General features: G+C 57.0%; 16 protein-coding genes. All 16 read right to left on the bottom strand.

The genetic code is table 11. The features are described from left to right. Positions 1 to 33 precede the first annotated feature (33 nt). Positions 34 to 999 carry a hypothetical protein gene (locus AC3WJN_RS03310; protein WP_005831137.1) on the bottom strand — a complete coding sequence of 322 codons (966 nt, stop codon included), beginning with the start codon at positions 997 to 999 and terminating at the stop codon, positions 34 to 36. Further along, complete coding sequence (locus AC3WJN_RS03305) at positions 992 to 1,867, bottom strand: cell division protein FtsX (protein WP_007778252.1); 876 nt, start codon at positions 1,865 to 1,867, stop codon at positions 992 to 994. Before AC3WJN_RS03305 ends, AC3WJN_RS03310 begins: the two co-directional genes overlap by 8 nt. Next, positions 1,864 to 2,511, bottom strand: a complete 648-nt coding sequence (locus AC3WJN_RS03300) for a cell division ATP-binding protein FtsE (RefSeq protein WP_007778250.1) — start codon at positions 2,509 to 2,511, stop codon at positions 1,864 to 1,866. Before AC3WJN_RS03300 ends, AC3WJN_RS03305 begins: the two co-directional genes overlap by 4 nt. Further along, entirely contained in the window at positions 2,511 to 3,116 is a 606-nt protein-coding gene (locus AC3WJN_RS03295) for a hypothetical protein (RefSeq protein ID WP_007778247.1), read from the bottom strand. Before AC3WJN_RS03295 ends, AC3WJN_RS03300 begins: the two co-directional genes overlap by 1 nt. Continuing rightward, the gene (locus tag AC3WJN_RS03290; protein WP_007778244.1) at positions 3,113 to 3,760 is read right to left on the bottom strand and encodes a hypothetical protein; all 648 of its coding nucleotides are present in this window, start codon (positions 3,758 to 3,760) and stop codon (positions 3,113 to 3,115) included. The genes AC3WJN_RS03295 and AC3WJN_RS03290 overlap by 4 nt, the downstream gene beginning before the upstream one ends. Positions 3,761 to 3,804: 44 nt before the next feature. Continuing rightward, a complete protein-coding gene (locus AC3WJN_RS03285) occupies positions 3,805 to 4,632 on the bottom strand; it encodes an ABC transporter ATP-binding protein (RefSeq protein WP_007778241.1) in 828 nt (275 codons plus the stop codon). Positions 4,633 to 4,651: 19 nt separating this feature from the next. Continuing rightward, positions 4,652 to 6,199 (bottom strand): dipeptide/oligopeptide/nickel ABC transporter permease/ATP-binding protein, encoded by a 1,548-nt coding sequence (locus tag AC3WJN_RS03280; RefSeq protein ID WP_007778238.1) that lies wholly within the window; start codon positions 6,197 to 6,199, stop codon positions 4,652 to 4,654. Positions 6,200 to 6,223: 24 nt separating this feature from the next. Continuing rightward, complete coding sequence (locus AC3WJN_RS03275) at positions 6,224 to 6,367, bottom strand: hypothetical protein (protein ID WP_007778234.1); 144 nt, start codon at positions 6,365 to 6,367, stop codon at positions 6,224 to 6,226. After that, a complete protein-coding gene (locus AC3WJN_RS03270) occupies positions 6,364 to 7,374 on the bottom strand; it encodes an ABC transporter permease (RefSeq protein ID WP_005831122.1) in 1,011 nt (336 codons plus the stop codon). The genes AC3WJN_RS03275 and AC3WJN_RS03270 overlap by 4 nt, the downstream gene beginning before the upstream one ends. 16 nt (positions 7,375 to 7,390) lie before the next feature. Then, positions 7,391 to 9,052: an ABC transporter substrate-binding protein gene (locus tag AC3WJN_RS03265; RefSeq protein ID WP_007778231.1), complete on the bottom strand. Its 1,662-nt coding sequence runs from the start codon at positions 9,050 to 9,052 to the stop codon at positions 7,391 to 7,393. A gap of 40 nt (positions 9,053 to 9,092) precedes the next feature. Then, complete coding sequence (locus AC3WJN_RS03260; protein WP_005831116.1) at positions 9,093 to 9,617, bottom strand: hypothetical protein; 525 nt, start codon at positions 9,615 to 9,617, stop codon at positions 9,093 to 9,095. 400 nt (positions 9,618 to 10,017) lie between these two features. Then, positions 10,018 to 10,914 carry a LysR family transcriptional regulator gene (locus AC3WJN_RS03255; RefSeq protein WP_237716582.1) on the bottom strand — a complete coding sequence of 299 codons (897 nt, stop codon included), beginning with the start codon at positions 10,912 to 10,914 and terminating at the stop codon, positions 10,018 to 10,020. 157 nt (positions 10,915 to 11,071) lie between these two features. Continuing rightward, entirely contained in the window at positions 11,072 to 11,638 is a 567-nt protein-coding gene (locus tag AC3WJN_RS03250; protein WP_007778224.1) for a glycerol-3-phosphate responsive antiterminator, read from the bottom strand. Between the two features lie 20 nt (positions 11,639 to 11,658). Further along, entirely contained in the window at positions 11,659 to 12,471 is an 813-nt protein-coding gene (locus AC3WJN_RS03245; protein WP_005831110.1) for a sugar phosphate isomerase/epimerase family protein, read from the bottom strand. Between the two features lie 18 nt (positions 12,472 to 12,489). Next, positions 12,490 to 13,293 (bottom strand): carbohydrate ABC transporter permease, encoded by an 804-nt coding sequence (locus tag AC3WJN_RS03240; RefSeq protein WP_007778221.1) that lies wholly within the window; start codon positions 13,291 to 13,293, stop codon positions 12,490 to 12,492. 12 nt (positions 13,294 to 13,305) lie between these two features. Continuing rightward, positions 13,306 to 14,193 carry a carbohydrate ABC transporter permease gene (locus AC3WJN_RS03235; protein ID WP_007778218.1) on the bottom strand — a complete coding sequence of 296 codons (888 nt, stop codon included), beginning with the start codon at positions 14,191 to 14,193 and terminating at the stop codon, positions 13,306 to 13,308. Between the last annotated feature and the right edge of the window lie 23 nt (positions 14,194 to 14,216).

The raw sequence follows: 14,216 nt of genomic DNA, 5'->3' as shown, positions 1-14,216 counted from the left end.
TTCTCTCCCATCCAGATGGTGTGCCCGTTGCGGCTACTCTGTTGTCCGTACAATCAGCCCTCCGCTCGTTTGCTGGAGGTACAAAGGCACCTGTGCGTCCGGCAATTGCCCAAGCTGCGCGTACGGAATGCGGAAGCCTTGCAACTCCTCGATCAACGTCTCCGGGATCAAAAAGCCGTTGAAAAATCCCGCCTCAAAAACAAGCGCAGCCGCAGCGGGCGACTCTTCCAGCACCTGCCCGATCAAAATGACGTGCAAGTCCGGCTTTTGAAACACGACGTACACATGATCTGAGCGGAAAAAGTAGCGCAGCTCGCTGCGTTCGTTAAGCCAGCTCTCGTCCAGCCGATACGGATTCGGCCCGGAAACGGCTCGCGCAGAAGCCCAGGCGGCTGCCTCGTGTTCGGTCAAGACGCGGTCTTTTGCCAATATCGCAAGCAAAGCCGGCTCGACCTCGGCCATCCAGTCGATGTCCAAATAATTGGCCAACTGCTCAATCGGCAGCTCCGGATTGTCCGCGAGAAACGCCCCTCTCGCTTGCAGATTCTCCTCGATGACGGCGAGCAGCTTTTCGTGTCCTTCCAGCGTCTCTTTGGTCGCGACCAGTTGCTTGTAAGCGAGGTACAGCTTGTCCAGCTCCGCCATGTAAGCGTCCAGATTGCGCTCGATCAGCCATTGGCTGCCGAGAATATCGACTGGCTCCTGCTCCTGCAGCAACAGCGTGACCCACGTATCCAGTCCCAGCTCGCTGTAAAATTGCAGCTTGTCGACCGCTACCTGCTGGTCGGCCTTGTAGCTTGCTTCCAGCTTCGCGATCTGCGGCATTAGCTCGGCAATCTGCTTTTTCGTCTGGGCTACTTCCTCTTTCAGCCGTTCGGTGGTGCTCTCGTCGTTGACCGTGACGAGAAAATTCGCAAACGCCCCCGTCAAATGAGCGTACGCCCCTGTGGCGCACAAAAGCAGCGCGACTGCCGCTGGTATGAACAGCTTTTTACGCATGATCGATCAGCTTCCTTGTCGACACGTAGCTGGCCGACAGTCCCACGAGAGAGCCTGCGACCGCCATGCCGCCCATCATTTCGTACACCATGCCCTGCGAAAAGTGGAACACCAGCGGAAAACTTTTTTGCAAAGGTAGCAGTATGCCCGAAAACAGCGCGTAAACAGCCAGCGCCGCGGGCAAGCTGCCGACGAAGCCGATCAGCCAGCCCTCAAACAAAAACTGCCCCCTGACGTGCCACGGATTCGCGCCGAGCAGCAGCCGGACGCGAATCTCCTGCTGCCGCTGGTACAAGGCCAGATTCATCGCGATAAACACCATGCCGAACGCCAGCGCCGCCATGCCGAGCAGAAGCCCCAGCCCATAGCGGTTCAGCTCGCTCGACCAGTGCAGGATCGTTTCGGCGAATTGCTGCGGATAGACGACCTTCGTGATGCCGTTCATCGCCTGTAGCTGCTCCGCGACGAGCTTCATCTGCGTCTTGTCTCGCAGCTCCAGCCGGATGGCGTCGGGAATCTGGCTCTCCTGAAACGAGACGAGCAGGTGCTCTCTCCCGGTAAAAAACGCCGCCAATCGGTCCAGCATCTGCTCCTTCGTCTCGATCTCAGCCGACTGGACGAAGCTTTTCTCCCGCAAAATGGTGGCAATCGCCTTCGTGTCCGCGGCAGGGTCTACATACAGCTTCATCGCTACCTGTGACTCCAGATAGCCCAGCAAATCCCCGACGCCGAACCGTCCGAGCAGCAGGATGCCCGCGATGAGCATTGCGACAAAAATCAGGACGGCTGCTGCCGCCGCAGCCCCGATGTTTCGCTGAATGCCTTCGCGCGCATCCCTGAGCATGTACATGCACGACTGTCTGTTCATACGACACGTACCCGCCCCTGCTCCATGATCCACGTCTTTGCCGGAAATTGTTCAATCAGACGCTCCGAATGCGTAACGATCAGCATCGCCATGTTTTCCTCCACGTGCAGCTCCTTTAGTAATTGCAAGACTTCAAAAGCCGTCTCGTTGTCCAGATTGCCTGTCGGCTCGTCTGCCAACAGAAGGCGCGGGCGATTCAGCAAAGCCCGCACGATGGCGACGCGCTGCTGCTCGCCCCCGGAAAGCTGGTCAGGAAAACAATCCTTCACGTCGGACAGCCCGACCCGCTCCAGCAGCCGGTTCGCCTCAGGCTCGATCTCCGCCCATGGCTTGCCGACGACCTCTCCGGCAAGCGCGACATTTTCCATGACAGTCTTTCGCGGGAGCAGCTCAAACGATTGAAAAATGACGCCCATCTTGCGCCGCAGCTCGAATTTCGGAATTTGCCCGATCGGGACGGCATCTATTTCGATGCGTCCCGTAAAATCGGTTTGCTCCCGGTACAACAGCTTGAGCAGCGTGCTTTTTCCCGAACCGGAGCGCCCTTGCAAAAAGGCGAACTCCCCTGCTTCCAAATGCAGGTGAAGGTCTTGTAAAATCACTCTTTTCCCATAGCTCTTGTACACATTTTCTAGCAAAATCATCAGACGTTCCCCTCTGCCAGCCACGGGAGGAAGCCGTCGAGGAACCGCTCTGTCGCTGGCATGAAGTACGAGCCGAAGTGGAAGTCCGGGTCGAGCGTGGTGACGATCCACGTCCCCGCCGTGCTGACTTTGTCGACGTAGAGTACAGCTCCGCCATCCTCGGTCGAGATCAGCACCTCCGCCCCTTCCGGCGGCCAGTAGACGCCGTGCTGGTGCCAGGTCGCATCCTCTAAGGTAATGTAGGAAAACAGGTCGTAGTCCGGCTTTTGCAGCACCAGTCCGCTCTTCGCGTTTTTGTCCAGCCACCACCAGAAATTCGTCGGGCGCAGCTCCCAGTTTTGTCCGGGAATCCATTCGCGCGGCTGCGGCCCGAATGCGACGACGATCCCGCCCCGCTCGGAAAACTCCCTGATTTTGTCGCGCGATTTCATCACCAGGCCCATGTGCAACTGCGAAGGGACGACTAATGCGTCAAATTCATCGAGAGACGTACGCTCCAAATCGGGCAGGTAGATGAGCTTTTCGTAATAGCGGCGGTATTTTGGTTCGTTCAGGCTGCGAAAATGCTGCGAGCTGCCGCCGTACAGGGCTGCGATTTTTCTCATACGTACGCGCCTCCTTCTTGAAGTTGCTGAAGCTGTCGGTATTCATCCCGCACCCACTTCGTGAGCTGGACCGCGATGCGTCCGGTTGATTTTCCCGGGTGGTTGTAGCCGAACAGGTCGTTTCCGGCATGGACGAGAATCGTTCCCTTCGTGCTGGTCCGGTCGATATAGGTAATCGGTTCGCCGCCTGGCAAGGTCAGCAGCACCTCGGCGCCTTCCGGGAGCGAGTGGTGTCCTCTGGCGAAAAAGCCTGCAACGCCTTTGTTGTACGTCATATCGTACGTCTCTACCCCGGCAAAAATCGGGTGTTCCTTGGCAATCCGCACGTCGTAGTCGGCATGGCTGCGAATTTGTTTCGGCACGAACCGAGACCCGCCCGGCAGCCAGGGCAAAAACAGGTTGCCGCTGAAAACGAGCACCTTTTTCTCGTCGAGAAAGCGGCGAATCTTGTCTTTTTGCCTGTACAAAAGCTCCTGGTCGATCAATCCGGTAATCACGAGGCATTTGTACGGCGACAAGTCGTGCTCCGGCAAATCGTACACATCAATGAAGGTAAAAAAATCCTGATAATTCGGGTCTTTCAGACGCGGCTCGCCAAAGCAGCAGCCCGAATCGAGCATCAAAAAATCGGTTGGTTGATTCATGTATGCCTCCTCGATCGTCGTTGTATCCGGTACAGCCGTTTCGGTTAAAACTGGTCAAGCTCCCGCACTGCCCCGATCAGCCGCAGCGTAAAAGGATGCTGCGGATTCTCCGCCACTTCCTCCGGCGTGCCTGTCTCCACGATCTGGCCCTGGTCGAGCACAAGCAGCCGATCGCAAAAGCCCCGCGTCAGCGCCAGGTCGTGGGTGATGAACAAATAGGCGATCCCGTGACGCAGGCTCAGCTCGCGCATGAGCCGCAGCAAATCAAGCCGCAGGGACGTGTCCAGCATCGAGGTCGGCTCGTCCGCCACGATCAACTGCGGGCGGGTGACAAAAGCGCGCGCCAGGCCGACACGCTGCCGTTCCCCGCCAGACAGCTCATGGGCATAGCGGTGCATGTAGCGCTCAGGCGGCAGCGCGACTTCCTGCAACGCTTCCCGAACAAGCTCCGTCCGTCTTGCCGGGTCATTTTTGTACAGCCGGGCGATGACCAACGGTTCCGCGATCAACTGTGCAATCGTCATGCGCGCGGACAGCGACTCGTACGGGTCCTGAAAAATCATCTGGATAGACCTCGTGGCCTCCCTGCGCGCCTTGGGCTTCATCGACAGCAGGTCTTGCCCCTGGTAGATGAGCTGGCCCTTGTCGGCCTGCTCGATCCCCGCGACGATTCGCCCGATGGTGCTTTTTCCGGCGCCGCTCGAACCGACCAGCCCGACCGTTTCGTTTGCCTGTATGGAAAAGCTGGCCCCATTAATGACAGGCGCTGCCTGTTTGCCGGAGCTTTTGCCCTCGTAGGTCTTGTACAGTCCGGACACCTGCAGCAGTTCCTTTTGCCGCAGCATATCCCGCTCTTGTTTTTGCGCTTCCATCCTTCATGCCTCCGTGAGATTATCGTTGCTCCTGCAAGGAACGCTCCGGCGCAGGCGTCAGCCTGGGGATCGAATCAATCAGCCGCCGTGTGTACGGATGGGTGGACGTCTTCGCCAAGGCGAGCGTGTCGCCCTGATCGACAATTTTGCCCTGATTCATGATGATCGTGCGGTCAGCCAGGCTCAAAACGACAGGAAGATCGTGCGAAATGAACACCATGGACAGCCCGAGCGTGCGCTGCAAGTCCTTCAGCAGCTTGATGATCTCCACCTGAACCATGACGTCGAGCCCCGTCGTCGGCTCGTCGGCAATGACCAGATCGGGCTTGTTCATCAGCGCCATCGCGATGACGACCCGCTGGCGCATGCCGCCGCTCAGCTCATGCGGAAAAGCGGTGGCCCACTTCGGAGCGAGTCCGACTTGCGCAAGCACCTCGTCGATTCGTTTCTGCAACTCGTCCTTGGGCATTTGCTGATGCGATCTGACCGCTTCCGCCAACTGCTCGCGCACGCTCATCACAGGGTTGAGCGCGTTCATAGCCGCCTGGGGAATCAAGGCAATCCGGTTTCCCCGCAACTCCCTCATCTCCTCCGGGGAGAGCCGGGTCAGATCGCGGCCCGCAAAATAAATCGCGCCGTGCGAAACGAGCGCTGGCGGCTTCAACAACTGCATGACTGCCGAAGCTACCGTACTCTTGCCGCTGCCCGACTCTCCGACCAGGCCGAGCACCTCGCCCTTGGACACCGTGAAGCTGACCTGATCCACCGCATTGACCACTCCGCTCTCTTTTGGATAGCGAACAGTCAGATTTTGGACTTCCAGCAGCGCCTCTGCTGTCGCAATCTTCGCAGCGGACGCGGACGGTCCGTTTTGCGGCGTCGTCTGGCCTCCCTTGGCAGCAGTCGCCTGATAAGCGCGCAGCCGCGGATTTACCCGCTCCTCCAAGTAGTAGCCGATCAACGAAAAGGCGAGCACCGTCACGACAATGCACAGCCCCGGCGGAATTACCCACCACATCCACGCCTCCGTCAAAAAGGCGCTGCGCGAGTTGGCGTAAAACAAAATGCTGCCCCAGCTTTTGGACAACGGATCGCCCATGCCCAAAAAGCTCAGCGAGGATTCCATCATGATCGAGACGTTGACAGCCTGCACGAACTGCGGAATCACCAAAGGCAGGATGCTGGGAAAAACGTGCCGACGCAAAATGTAGAGATGCCCTGCGCCCATCGACCGCGCAGCCTGGACCGGGCCTCGCGTGCGCAGCGACAACGTCTGCGCCCGGATTTTCCGCGCCTTTCCCGCCCACATGACCAAGGTAATCACTAGCACCTGCGTAAACAGGCTCGGGCCGATGTACACGCCAATCACGATCATCAGGGGCAAAAACGGCAGCGTCAGGCAAATATCCACGATTCTCATAAAAACAGCGTCCAGCCAACCTCCCGAATAGCCGGAGACCAGGCCGACCACCGTGCCGATCAGCGTAGCCAGCAAGGCGGCGACAATCCCAACCGTAAGCGAGGTCCTCGCGCCCACTACCAGCTCGGCCAGGATGTCCTGCCCCATGTCATTTGTGCCAAGCCAATGCTCTCAGCCAGGCGGCTGGAACGGGGCGCCAGACTGCTCGCTGGCGTCGTACGGAACTGCGTAAGGTCCCACGAGCGCGAGCAGCAGGACGATTGCCAGCAAGACAACGCCAAGCCAGCCAATCATTTTGGAACCAATCCGACTCATGGGGACTCCTCCACCTGCTTTCTTTGGCGGGCGCGCGGGTCAAACAGCGGATAAGTCACATCCGCCAGCAGGTTGGCCGCAATCACACCCAGCGTAATGATTAAAAATACCCCCTGCATCATCGGGTAATCCCGTGCGATCACGCTCTCATAGAGCAAGCGGCCGACGCCTGGATAGGAAAAGACCGTCTCCACGACAACAGCGCCGCTCACCAAAATACCGAGGCTCATCGTAATGTGCGTATAGACGGGCAAGAGGGCGTTTCGCAGGGCATGATTGAAAATCAGGCTGCGCTTGCTCGCCCCTTTTGCCTCCGCCATCAGCACATAATCCTGGCCCAGCGTGTCGAGCATCGACGACCGGGTCAGCAAAAAATTGCCTCCGACGGTAGCAACCGTAATCGTCATCACAGGCAGGGTCATATGCTTGAGCACGGCCAGCGCGTAGTCGGCACCGCCTCCGGAAAAGGCGATCGGCACCGCGCCAAAGGACGGGAACCAGCCCATGCTGACGGAAAACACCGCAATCAGCAGCATGCCGATCCAGAAGCCGGGAATGGATTCAATCGTGAGCATCCCCGTCAAAAAAAGCAGGTCGCGCCGCTTCCCCCGGCTCCACGCGGCATAGGCACCGATAGCAATGCCTATGACCGCGCTCAGAACGAGGGAGGGAGCTACCAGCAGGAAAGTCCACGGCAGCCTGTCTGCCAATACTTCCGTCACTGGCTTTCCGTATTTGATGGAGCTGCCGAGATCAAACCGGAACACTCCTGTCATAAAATCCGCGTATTGCTGCCAGAGCGAGCGATCCAGCCCAAGCTCCCGCTCCACTTGCTGGCGCTGCTCTGGCGTCAGCTCGTTGATTGTCGTTTCGCCAAAGAAAAATTCCAGCGGATCGCCGGGTGCGAGCCGCGGCAGGGCGAAGTTGATCGTCAACGCCACGGCGAGCACCAGCACATATTGAATCAGTTTCTTGCCGAATGCCGCGGAGAACCCGCTCCCACTCATCGCAGCTCCCCCCGTCTTACTCTTTGGCTACAGCCTTTTTCGCGCCGTCTGGCAGCATGGAAAACTTGTTGATGACGCCAAACCCGGGCGACTCTACCCATTTGTCAAACTTTTGCGCGTTGTAGGCGAACTTCTCTTCCGGGTAGTACAGCACGATGCTGGTCGGTTGCTTGTTGAACAGCTCCTGCATTTTGAACGCGATTTCCTTGCGCTTGTCTACGCTTGTTTCCGCCATCCACTGCTTGGTCAGCTCGTCCATCGCCGGATACGGAATCGTTTTGTTCCACAGGTAAGAAGAACGGTGAGACATGACAAACTGATCCGGGTCTGCTACCCCGTGCGCCCCGATGGTTCCGATCACGAGGTCAAAGTCGCGGGTTTGCGATACAGTCGCCATCGTGCCGGAGTCGAGCACTTCGACGGTAATTTTGATCCCGACTTTGGCGTACTGCTCCTTGAGCATCTCGGCCGCGCGAATCCACGCCGGCTCTGTGGAAGGCACTTTCAGCGAAAAGGCGAGCGGCTTGCCGTCTGCCATCTCGCGGACGCCGTCGTTGTTTTTGTCTGTCAGCTTCAATTCGTCCATGACGGCTTTTGCTTTTTCTGCGTCATACGGCGTGCTCAAGTTCGGGTTGGTCCACGGCGAATCCGGGTGAGGATAGCCTTTTAAGCCCGGACGCCCTTTTCCAAGCAAGACCGTATCCGTAATCGCCTGGCGGTCCACCGCGAGCGACATGGCATTGCGGAACGCTTCCTGATTGAATGGCGCCTTTTCGTAGTTGAGCTTCAGCTCGACCAGCGACAGCGGCGCGGTTTGTACTACTTTCATGTTGGCCTGGTTTTGGAAGGATGCTTCCAGCTCGGCCGGAACAGGTCTGGCGGAAATGTCGATCTCTCCTGCACGCAGCGCATTGAAGATCGCGGTCGGGTCTTTGATGACAGGCATCACGAGCGTGTCGACGAGCGGGCTGCCCATGAAGTAGTCTTTGTTCGCTTCAAACTTGTAGTATTGATCGGCTTTGTATTCGACCAGCTTGTACGGCCCGGTGCCGATCGGCAAATCTGTATATTTGCGCGGGTTTTGCACCTTTTCCCAAATATGCTTGGGCAAGATCGGCAGGTCGGCAAAAGTGATCCGCTCCAGCGTCGGGCACGCGTAAGCGCAAGTGAAGCGGACCGTCGAAGGGTCGTCCAGCTCGATTTTGGAGATGTGCGGCACTTCGCTCACGTGGTGCGTATGGCGGTTGGCTGGACCGTCGCGATAGTATTCGTACGTGAATTTGACGTCCTCCGCAGTGAATGGCGTCCCATCATGCCACTTGATGCCGGAGCGGATTTTGACCACCCAGGTCACATCGTCCAGTTGCTGGGCCGATTCCGCCAGCCACGGCTGCGGCTTTTCCACGTAAGGCGACGGCGAGAACAATTTGTCAAACACAAGCTCTGTCAAATAGTCGATGTTTCCGGTGTAGATGTTCAGCGGGCCGGCGTCGCTCGGCAAGCCGATTTTCAACTCCGGCACGGTCTGCGGTGCGGCGCTCGCGGCTTCGCCGGATTTGGCCGCGTCGTTCTGGGGCTGGCTCGGTGCGGCGCCCTGATTGGACTGGCAGCCAAGCACGAAGGTCGACAGCACTAGCAAATAACTGAGAAAAAGTCCGAAAGACTTGCGCTTCAACAAGGAAATAACCTCCTACATTCCTGATTTGTGATCCGTTCCATCAAGCGATTCGTTTGATCGCCAACAGCTCGTCCTGCGGCAGAGCCAGTGCCCGCCTGGATAAAGCCAGCTTCAGTTTGTCGAAAGCTTCGACGTCCTGCTCGGTCATGGCTTGCTCCCGGCCTTTTTTCAAGTAGTCGTAAAATTCCGCTGGCAAAAAGCTGGCGGAGAGCGACACTTCTACAGCCCGTCCGTCTGCGGCAGTGATGACAAACGCGTACGACTGCGGGCGATGCGGATCGTATTGCGCGACGGGATAGTCCACATCTACACGGTAGGCTCCCCGCGTCACCGCCCGGGTCACATATTCAAACACGTCCCGAAACCCTGGCCCGGCATGGCCGGAGAGAATGGACAGCTCTTTGCGGTCTGGCGCCTCCTCGCCAAACAGCTCGGCAAAAGCAGCCTGCAACGTGCGGAATCCAACCGCGACGGCCATCAAGGCGAGACTTCCGTGGTATTTCGTCACATCCTGAAAGCTGAGTTCCAATACTTCGTTGCGATCCCGTACGTAGATCACAGACATGAAAAAACCCCTCCATTGTTGACTGTATGTGTTTGTATCCGAAAACTAGGTCCATCTTAATTTAATTGATAATGAATATCAATCCCACTTGTAGGGGGCGTTTTTTGAAATTCCGCGCGCTTCAACCGCCCTCATTCCCGCATAATATTTTTGAATCCATCTATTCATTTTCTTGATAGCACAAATCTTTCCAACGCTTGTCCCGCAAGCGTCGCGCATTAGCAAACCCGGCTGCGCCAAGCTACTGGCAAAGCCTTGGTGCCCACAGAGCACAAGCCTTGCTTTTTCGCTTCGTTCGCAGTCTCGCCATGTTGCGCTTATGAAAAACAGCCTGTCCCCCACACCGATACGTGCGGGAAACAGGCCGTCTTTTTTATGGCAATGCCAATGTCCACTAAACCTAAACCGTCCGCAAATACAGCTCGACGTTTTGGCAAAAGGCGCGATCCGCCTGGCTCAACTCGGCATTTTTGCGGAACACAAAGCCGTTTTGCCGTCTGATTTGCAAGGACGAGACGGGCACATTGACCAGCTCGCCTCTTTTCAGCTCTTCCTTTACCGCCCCGGATGGAAGGAAGGCGATGCCGTGGCGCGACTTGACCGCCTGCTTGATCGTCTCGAAGTTGCTCATTTGCAAAAAGCGCGTTTTCACCTGGCGGCTGCTCAAATGGTTGATGACGTATTGCTGCAAATACTCGCTTTTCGGAAGCAGCACGGTTTCGTTGTGCAAGTCGCGCGCGTACAGCAGCCTTCTTTTGGCCAAAGGGTGGTCGACAGGCAAGATGAGCAGAAGCTCCTCCTCGAACAAAACAGAAGTCTCAAAGTTTTTGCGTATATAATCATCCTCGGGATAGATCGGCATTAACGCGTAGTGCGTCCGGCCCTCCTGAAAGCAGCGGATGAGGTCGCTGTAGCAGTACGTATTGATCTCCAACGGCTTGTGCGGCAAAATCGTATGAAACTCATTGAGAATGTCGGAGAAAAAGTACCCGGCAATGTAGTTGCTGACGTAGACAGACAGTACCCGCTCCTGCTCGCTGATGCGCTTCAGCTCCACAGCCACCTCCTCGACCAGATGCGAAATCTGCTTGGCATAGCGGAGCAAAATCTCGCCCTGCCGCGTCAGTTGCACCTGCTTCCCCGACCGTTGCACGAGCGGCGACTCAAACAACTCTTCCAGTTGTTGAATATGGTGGCTGATGGTTGGCTGTGAGCAAAAAAGCCGCTTCGCAGACTCGGTAAAAGAGCCGCATTCCGCGAGCACGATGAAGGTTTCCATTTTTTCCAGCGTATTCATAAGCAGCACCCCGTAAAAGACGCACATAAAAAGTAAAGTGGTTATTTATTGAAAATGATTATTGTTATCAATTATCAACAATTTTACCTGATCCGCCAGCAAGTGTCTATGCGCAAATGTGCATATGTGTACCGGAAAACTGCGGCTTTCCCCCATCCTACTCGGTTATGTCATTCCACATCTCCGCCCTGCTCAAAGAAACGGCATCCGCGCCATTCGCCAGCGCTTCCGCGACCTGCTGCCTGTTCCAGATCAGCCCGCCCAAAATGATCGGCTGCGGCAAATGCTTCTTGATGTACGCAATAATCGACGGGGCGATGCCCGGCATGATTTCGATGGCGTCCGGCTGGTTTTCCAGCACGTTTTTGATCGTCGTCGTAAGCGAGGTCGTATCAATTAAAAACACGCGCTGGATCGTCAGCATCCCTTCTTTTTTTGCCGCGCGAATCATCGGGCCTTTCGTCGTGACAATCCCGGTCGGTTTGATATACGCAGACAGGAAGCGGAACGACTCTTTGTCATTGGACAGGCCGTTCATCAGGTCTGTGTGCAAAAAAATCGGCTTGCTCGCCTGGCTGATCGCGTCCGCTTCGGCCATCAGCCGAGTCAGCTTCCCGTACATGAGCAAAATCGCGCAGGCCGCCGAATCCATCGCCTCTGCCAGCCGATCCTGCTCCGTCGCAGCGATAATCCGATTCGTTTTCAAAATCGTCTCCATATCCATAATAGGAGCCTCCTGTTCGTTTAAAGCTGCGCAATGATTCGCTCCACGCTGCGCCGTGCGCAGGCGAGCTGCTTTGTTTCGATCACCCGGCTTCCCGCAAAGCTTCCGGCTTGCAAAGCCGACCACACCTGCGCATACGGAATCGTCCCCTCCCCTACCGCCAGATGCTCGTCTGTCTCGCCGCCGTTGTCGCTGATGTGCAAGACAGAGACGTAAGGAAATACCGTTTCCAGCGCTTCAAGTGCGTACCCTGGGCGGATCAGGTGGGCGTGTCCGACGTCATAGGCAATTCCCAGATGCGCAGAATCAACGGCCTTGCACACCGCGAGCAAATCATCGACATTCCAGCCCAGCACGCGAGGATAAGGCGGCACGTTTTCCAGCACCAGCGTCGTTCTGCCGTCGCTGACTTCCGCCGTCAGCAGCCGAGCAGCCTCGCTGACATGCTCGACCCCGCGCGCACGGCTGTCCGCATCGTGAGCGTCGGCTACTTCCCCTGCGTGCATGACTACGTGCGTGCTGTCCAAAAAGCGGGCAATCGCCAGACACCGCTTCATCGTCTCCAACGTCTTTTCCCGGCTTGGGCCTGTGCCGGCGGCGAGGTTGCAGCCGCTGATCGGCGCGTGAATCGACCAGGTGATGCCCCGCTCTTCTCCCTGCTTTTTCAGCTCGGCAAGCTGCTCCCGGGACCAGGCCAACAGCTCGGCATGGCCTGCTTCGCACATGATCTCGATCGAAGTCCAGCCCGCGTCCATCAGCCTGGCGACGGCTTCGCGCAGCGGCAGGTCAAACAAGGCGTAGCTGGATACGGCAAAAGCACTTTGCTCCTTCATGGATCGTTCCCCTTTCCTTTATTTCACCCCGGAATGGATGAAGCTGTTGATGAACTGGCGTTGGAACAGCAAAAAGGCGAGCAGCAACGGAAAAATGACCATCATCGTAGCCGCGCTGACCTCTGCCCACTGTGCCCCGGTCTCAAACGACTGGGCAAAAATCGCCAGCCCTACCGTCAACGGGCGGTTTTCTACCGAGTTGGTGACAATCAGCGGCCACATGAAGTTGTTCCAATGATAGCTGACCGAAACGAGGCCGAACGCAATGTAGGTCGGCCGCGCCAGCGGAACGTACACCCGCCACAAAATTTGCAGCCAGGAGCAGCCTTCCATGCGCGCCGCTTCCTCCAGTTCGTGCGGGATCGTCTTGAACGTTTGCCGCAACAGGAACACGCCAAAGGCGGAAGCGAAGTACGGCAGCATGATGCCGATTTTCGTATCGAGCAACGCCAAGTCGCGCAGCACGTTGTAGTTCGGGAAAATAAGGATGTCAGCCGGAACCATGAGCTGCACGAGAAACAGCACGAACAGCACATCCCGCCCCCAGAAGCGCAGCTTGGCAAAGGCATACGCCGCCAGCGTAGCCGTAATCATTTGCGCGATCAACACGCCTGCGACGATCAAAAACGTATTGAAGTAATACTGGGCAAAAGGAGCCGCGTCCCACACCTTCGCGAAGTTTGCCAGCGTAAAGTCGGCGCTGAGTGTCCAAGAAGTCGCCAGCTCTCTCGGCCGAAGCGACGTCCAGAGCACCCAGAGCAAAGGGAACAGCCAGAGTACAGCCAGGACGTACATGCCGACGGTTGTAATTTTGCGGGCCATCTGCTCTCCCCCTCAGTTGTAGTGAATTTTTTTATCCAGACCAAAAAATTGCACAGCAGCCACCGCGAGCAGCAGCACGACCATCACGATGGTCAAAGCGGACGCCATCCCTTGATCCCAGAAGGAGAACGCCGTTTCGTAAATGTAGTACAGCAGCAGGTTGCTGGCATTGTCCGGGCCGCCCTTTGTCATGATGACCAGGTGATCGACCAGCTTGAACGAGTTCGTAAACGCGATAATGCTGACAAACATCGTCGTCGGCATGAGCAGCGGAAACGTCACGCGGCGAAACACCGTCCACGCCGATGCTCCTTCCAGCGCGGCAGACTCGTACAGCTCCTGAGAGATGTTTTGCAGCCCCGCCAAGTAAAAGATCATGAAGTAGCCCGCTTCCTTCCAGATCACCATGAAAATCATCGCCCACATCACGTTCGCCTGATCGCCGAGCCAGTTGATATCGCCTTTTCCGAACCACTCCATCACGTGGCTGAGCGCCCCGTACTCCGGCGTGTAAATAAACAGCCAGATGTTGGCGACGGCAATCATCGGAACCACCGTCGGGTAAAAGTAGGCGGTGCGGACGAAGCTTTTGCCCCGCAGCGCTTTGTTGGCAAACAGCGCCATGCCGAGCGCCAGAGCCACGCTCGTCGGAACCGTTCCCAACGCAAACCAGAGATTGTTGGTCAGCACCTTCCAAAACACATCATCTTCCAGCATCTGCTTGTAGTTGTCTACCCCGTTAAAAAACGGCTCTGGGGAACCCAGATCCGCTTGATGAAAGCTGAGAATGACCGTTTGCCACACAGGGTAGAAGGTAAACAGCAGCAGGAAGATGAGGGAGGGAAGGAGCAGCAGCCAGGCGTACATATTCACTTTCCATTTTGCTCGTAGTTCCCCCATCGTCGCTCCTCCATATGCCTCGC

Source organism: Brevibacillus sp. FW306-2-1A-C05A, from assembly GCF_058781555.1.
This window is presented reverse-complemented; position numbering and strand designations above follow the sequence as displayed.